General features: G+C 68.8%; 3 protein-coding genes and 1 pseudogene. 2 read left to right on the top strand and 2 right to left on the bottom strand.

Annotated features, from left to right (window positions below; translation table 11 throughout):
- Positions 1-540: pseudogene (locus GA0115259_RS16950) on the top strand (DNA primase); the annotation flags it as partial.
- A gap of 333 nt (positions 541-873) precedes the next feature.
- The gene (locus GA0115259_RS16955) at positions 874-2,013 is read left to right on the top strand and encodes an RNA polymerase sigma factor (RefSeq protein WP_370748013.1); all 1,140 of its coding nucleotides are present in this window, start codon (positions 874-876) and stop codon (positions 2,011-2,013) included.
- A 116-nt stretch (positions 2,014-2,129) separates the two neighbouring features.
- Here GA0115259_RS16955 and GA0115259_RS16960 read toward each other — a convergent pair whose 3' ends face one another.
- The gene (locus GA0115259_RS16960; RefSeq protein WP_093597382.1) at positions 2,130-4,058 is read right to left on the bottom strand and encodes an ABC transporter ATP-binding protein; all 1,929 of its coding nucleotides are present in this window, start codon (positions 4,056-4,058) and stop codon (positions 2,130-2,132) included.
- Positions 4,058-5,791, bottom strand: coding sequence for an ABC transporter ATP-binding protein (locus GA0115259_RS16965; RefSeq protein ID WP_093597385.1), 1,734 nt, complete (start codon positions 5,789-5,791; stop codon positions 4,058-4,060). The genes GA0115259_RS16960 and GA0115259_RS16965 overlap by 1 nt, the downstream gene beginning before the upstream one ends.
- Positions 5,792-6,162 lie beyond the last annotated feature (371 nt).

The following is a 6,162-nucleotide window of genomic DNA, read 5'->3' on the forward strand; positions in this document are numbered from 1 at the left end:
CAGGGCGCGGGTGGCCCCGGCCCGTCCGGAGCCGGCCCCGGCTCCTCAGGACCCGCGCTCAATCTCCGCAGCCCGGCCCACCGCACCGAACGCGAGCTGCTGAAGCTCGCCCTCCAGCGGCCCGAGCTGGTCTCACCGGCCTTCGACGCCTACGGCGAGGACGAATTCACCGCGCCGCCGTACGCCGCCGTACGCCGCGCCATAGCGGAGGCGGGCGGCGCCGAGCAGGGCCTGCACTCCGCGCCGGAGTATCTGGCCCGGGTCCGCGAGGCCGCGCCGAACGACGCGGTGCGCGCCATGGTCACCGAGCTGGCCGTGGAGGTGTTCCACGGCAAGACGATCGACGAGACCTACGCGGGGGAGCAGCTCGTCCAGGTACGGCTGCGCGCCGTGGACCGCCGGGTCCGCGAGGTCACCGGCACACTGACCAGGCTCGGCACCCATGCCGCGCCGGACCATCTCGCCGCCGTGCAGAACGAGCTGTGGGTGCTCCAGCAGTACGGCCAGTCCCTCCGCAACCGCGGCGCCGACGCGCTCTGAGCCTCACATCGAACCCCACCCGGCGCGCCCTTCCTGCCTCCCTGGGTAACGGCCCGGTTACGTACGGGACGCAGAAAGTCGCCGCACGCCCCTCGTGACAGTCATGTGTCGTACCCCACACTGGGTTCGGTGCCTGAGTTCTACGGAGCGCGGCCGGCCTGCCGACGGTGGGCGCCTCACACCCCGCGGATCCGCTCATCGTGTACGGGACGGAGTACGGCCCGGCCGCCTCCGTCCCGCTGCCGTACGCCCCTGAACCGGCAGCGATCACCCTGGAGGTCGCCCCCCGTGCAGAACCGGACCCCGACTTCGACCCTGACCGTGCCACCGAACATGCCTCCCGGCGAGTTCGCGGCCGCGGTCCCGTCCCAGAGCCGCGCCGTCCACCACCCGGAGACGGTGCCGGCAGCTGTGTCGACGGCCGTACCGGACCTGGCTCCGGAGCCCTTGGCCCTGACGGAGCCCTTGGCCCTGGCTCTGGAGCCCTTGACCGAGGATCCCGTGGAGGTGCCCTTCGTGCCCGAGCCACCGGCACGGCGGGGCAGCCGTGCCGACACGGGCGGGCCCTCCTCCGATCTCTTCCGTCAGTATCTGCGGGAGATCGGCCGTGTCCCGCTGCTCACCGCCGTCGAGGAGGTGGATCTCGCCCGGCGCGTCGAGGCCGGCCTCTTCGCCGAGGAGAAGCTGAGCGGCGCCACCGATCTGGACTCCCGGCTCGCGCTGGACCTCGACCGGCTGGTCGTGCTCGGCAGGATGGCCAAACGGCGGCTGATCGAGGCGAATCTGCGGCTCGTCGTCTCCGTGGCCAAGCGCTATGTCGGCCGCGGACTGACCATGCTCGATCTCGTCCAGGAAGGAAACCTGGGCCTGATCAGGGCGGTCGAGAAATTCGACTACGCCCGCGGCTACAAGTTCTCGACGTACGCGACCTGGTGGATCCGCCAGGCGATGTCCCGGGCGCTGGCCGACCAGGCCCGCACGATCCGGGTCCCGGTCCATGTGGTCGAGCTGATCAACCGTGTCGTACGGGTCCAGCGCAGACTGCTTCAGGAGCGCGGTTACGAGCCGACTCCCGAAGAGGTGGCCCAGCAGCTCGATCTGACCGCCGAGCGCGTCAGCGAGGTGCTGCGGCTCGCGCAGGAACCGGTCTCCCTGCATGCGCCGGTGGGCGAGGAGGACGATGTCGCGCTCGGCGATCTGATAGAGGACGGCGACGCCGCGTCCCCGGTCGAGTCCGCGGCCTTCCTGCTGCTGCGTGAGCATCTGGAGGCTGTGCTCTCCACTCTTGGCGAGCGCGAACGCAAGGTGGTCCAGCTGCGGTACGGGCTGGCCGACGGCCGGCCCCGGACGCTGGAGGAGATCGGCCGGATCTTCGGTGTGACGCGCGAGCGCATACGGCAGATCGAGTCCAAGACACTCGGCAAACTCCGCGATCATGCCTACGCCGACCAGCTCCGGGGCTATCTCGACTGAGACCGGCGCCGCGCCCGTACGGCCCGAGGGCAGTACGCCCCAGGGCAGTACGGACGCGGCGCCGCGCCGGACACGTACACCGTGCCGGCCCGCTCGCTCAGCCGGCCTTCACCGCCTCAGTCGACCTCCGCCACCGCCTGCGCGAACTGCGCCGCGTACAGCCGTGCGTACGCGCCCTCCGCCGCCAGCAGCTCCTCGTGCGTGCCCTGTTCGACGATCGAGCCGCTCTCCATCACCAGAATCACGTCCGCGTCCCGGATCGTGGAGAGCCGGTGTGCGATCACAAAGCTCGTACGGCCGTGTGCCAGCCGCGCCATCGCCTTCTGGATCAGCACTTCGGTACGGGTGTCCACCGAACTGGTCGCTTCGTCGAGCACCAGGATCACCGGATCCGAGAGGAACGCCCGCGCGATGGTGATCAGCTGCTTCTCACCGGCGCTGACGCCGGAGCCCTCGTCGTCGATCACCGTGTCGTAGCCGTCCGGGAGCGTACGGACGAAACGGTCGGCGTGGGCCGCGCGCGCCGCCTCCTCGATCTCCTCCCGGGTGACCTCGCGCGACGCGCCGTACGCGATGTTCTCCGCGATCGTGCCGCCGAAGAGCCAGGTGTCCTGGAGGACCATGCCTATCTTGGCGCGCAGCTCCGCACGGGACATCCGGGAGATGTCCAGGCCGTCCAGCGAGATCTGGCCGCCGGTCACCTCGTAGAACCGCATCAGCAGATTCACCAGCGTGGTCTTGCCCGCGCCCGTGGGACCGACGATCGCGACCGTCTGTCCCGGCTCCACCGAGAGCGACAGATCCTCGATCAGCGGCTTCTCCGGCTCGTAGCGGAACGAGAGATGCTCGATCGTCACCTGTCCCCGCGACTTGCGCAGCCGCTCCACGGACGGCGCGTCGGGCTCCTGCTCCACCGCGTCCAGCAGCTCGAAGATCCGCTCGGCCGAGGCGACTCCGGACTGGAGCAGATTGGCCATCGACGCGACCTGCGTCAGCGGCATCGAGAACTGCCGTGAGTACTGGATGAACGCCTGCACATCGCCGATCGACAAGGTGCCCGAGGCCACCCGCAGTCCGCCGACGACCGCGATCAGCACATAGTTGATGTTGGAGATGAAAAGCATCAGCGGCTGCATGATCCCGCTGTTGAACTGCGCCTTGAAGCCGGCCTCGTAGAGCTGGTCGTTCTGCTCGCGGAACAGCTCGGCCGACTCCTCCGCCCGCCCGAAGACCTTCACCAGCGAGTGCCCGGTGTACATCTCCTCGATATGCGCGTTGAGCGTGCCGGTGACCTTCCACTGCTGGACGAACTGCGGCTGCGACCTCTTGCCGACCTTCGCCGCGACGAACACCGACAGCGGTACGGTCACCAGCGCGACCAGCGCCAGCAGCGGCGAGATCCAGAACATCATGGCCAGCACACCGATGATGGTCAGCAGTGAGTTGATGAGCTGTCCCATCGACTGCTGCAAGGTCTGCGAGATGTTGTCGACATCGTTGGTGACCCGGCTGAGCACCTCGCCGCGCGGCTGCTTGTCGAAGTACGACAGCGGCAGCCGTGACAGCTTCGCCTGGACGTCCTCGCGCATCCGGTACACCGTGTTGTTGATGACCCGGATCGAGAGCCGTGTGGAGACCAGCATCAGCAGTCCGGCGGCCACATAGATCACCAGCACGACCAGCAGCACCTCGCCCACCGCGCCGAAGTCGATGCCGTGGCCCGGAGTGAAGTCCACTCCGGAGAGCAGATCGGCGAGCCCGTCGTCGCCCTTGGCCCGCAGTCCCTCGATGGTCTGCGCCTTGGAGACGCCCTCCTTGGTCTGCCGGCCGATGACTCCCGCGAAGATCAGGTCCGTGGCCCGTCCGAGGATCTTCGGTCCTATCACCGACAGTGCCACGCTCAGCACTCCGGCCGCGAGCATCCACCACAGCGTGGTCCGCTCCACGGCGAGCAGCCGCAGCAGCCGCTTGCCCGACTCCTTGAAGTCCGTGGACCGCTGGGTCGGTCCCGCCGCCATCATCATGCGTCCGCCTGGACCGCTCATCAGGCAGCCTCCGCCTCGGTCAGCTGGGAGAGCACGATCTCCCGGTATGTCTTGTTCTGTGCCATCAGCTCGTGATGGCGGCCCTCCCCGACGACCCGGCCCTCGTCCAGGACCACGATCCGGTCGGCGTCACGGATCGTGGAGACCCGCTGGGCGACGATCACGACGGTCGCCTCCGCGGTCTCCCGCGCCAGCGCCGCGCGCAGCGCCGCGTCCGTGGCGTAGTCCAGCGCCGAGAACGAGTCGTCGAAGAGATAGATCTCCGGCCGCTGCACCAGCGTGCGCGCGATCGCGAGCCGCTGCCGCTGGCCGCCGGAGACATTCGTACCGCCCTGCGCGATGGCCGCGTTCAGCCCGCCCTCCAGCGCGGCGACGAACTCCCGCGCCTGCGCCACCTCCAGCGCGTGCCACAGCTCCTCGTCGGTCGCGTCGGGCTTGCCGTAGCGCAGATTCGTCGCGACCGTCCCGGAGAAGAGATACGGCTTCTGCGGTACGAGGCTCACCGCCTTCGCCAGCAGCGCCGGTTCGAGCCGCCGTACGTCCTCGCCGTCCACGAGCACCTCACCGTCCGTCGCGTCGAACAGCCGCGGTACGAGCCCGAGCAGCGTCGACTTGCCGCTGCCCGTCGAGCCGATGACCGCGGTCATCTCACCGGGCCTGGCGACCAGGGACACATCGCGCAGTACGGGCTCCTCGGCGCCGGGAAAGCGGAACTCCGCGCCCCGGATCTCCAGATGTCCGTGCCGGCGCAGCTCCGTCACCGGGCTCTCCGGCGGTACGACGCTCGACCTGGTGTCCAGCACCTCCTCGATGCGCTCGGCGCACACCTCGGCGCGCGGCACCATCATGAACATGAAGGTGGCCATCATCACGGCCATCACGATCTGCATCAGATACGCGAGGAACGCGGTCAGCGCGCCGATCTCCATCCCGCCGCTGTCGATACGGTGCGCGCCGAACCAGACGACGGCGATCGACGACAGGTTCACCACCGTCATCACGGTCGGGAACATCAGCGCCATCAGCCGGCCGGTGGACAGCGCGACATCGGTCAGCTCGGTGTTGGCCTCCTTGAAACGGCCCTTCTCGTAGTCGTCCCTTACGAAGGCCCTGATCACGCGGTTGCCGGTGATCTGCTCGCGCAGCACCCGGTTCACGGTGTCGAGCCGCGTCTGCATCGTGCGGAAGAGCGGTCGCATCTTCCTGACGATGAGGCTGACGGAGATACCGAGCAGCGGTACGACGGCGAGCAGCACCGCGGAGAGGGGGATGTCCTGGCCGAGCGCCATGATGATGCCGCCGACGCACATGATGGGCGCGGACACCATCAGCGTGAACGACATCAGGACCAGCATCTGTATCTGCTGGACGTCATTGGTGGTGCGGGTGATCAGTGAAGGGGCACCGAAGTGACCCACCTCACGCGCGGAGAAGCTCTGCACCCGCCCGAAGACGGCGGCCCGTACGTCCCGGCCGAGGGCCGAGGCGGTCCGCGCGCCGTAGTAGACGGCGCCGATGTTGCAGATGACCTGGACCACACTGGCGGCGATCATGATGCCGCCGAACTCCAGGATGTAGCCCGAGTCCCCCTTCACCACACCGTTGTCGATGATGTCGGCGTTGAGGGTGGGCAGATAGAGGGTGGCGCACGTCTGGAGGAGCTGGAGCGCCACCAGCAGGGCTATGGGTCTCTTGTACGGGGCGAGGTGGGCTCGCAGAAGTCGAATGAGCACGCGGGGTCTCTCGGAGTCGGCGGCGGGGCGGGGGCCGGACAGGACCGGGATCGGGGTCAGGCCGGAGGTCAGACCCCATCTTGCGGTACGTCCCCCACGGAGCCCCACGGGTTTATGTCCAAGGACGAGTCAAGAACGACCTCACGCGCAGACCGGCGCGCCGACCCGCACACGGCCCCACCAGGACCGTTACGAGAAGCCGACGCCACGCGCATGCTGGACTCCCGGGCCTCGGACTCCCGTGTCCCGGACTCCCGGGCCTCAGACTGCCTGGCCGAAGGCGCCCGGGTGGATCTCCTCGCGTGTCGCCCGGTACTGCTGCCGTACCGCCGTGCCGACGGCCGCGTCCTCGCCCGGCTCGAAGATCTGCG

Source organism: Streptomyces sp. MnatMP-M17 (assembly GCF_900091995.1).
Classification (GTDB): domain Bacteria; phylum Actinomycetota; class Actinomycetes; order Streptomycetales; family Streptomycetaceae; genus Streptomyces.

Bases quoted from the DNA above. Each gene is read 5' to 3' on its own strand.
- GA0115259_RS16960 (WP_093597382.1), bottom strand. From the start codon at position 4,058: ATGAGCGGTCCAGGCGGACGCATGATGATGGCGGCGGGACCGACCCAG.
- GA0115259_RS16955 (WP_370748013.1), top strand. From the start codon at position 874: ATGCCTCCCGGCGAGTTCGCGGCCGCGGTCCCGTCCCAGAGCCGCGCC.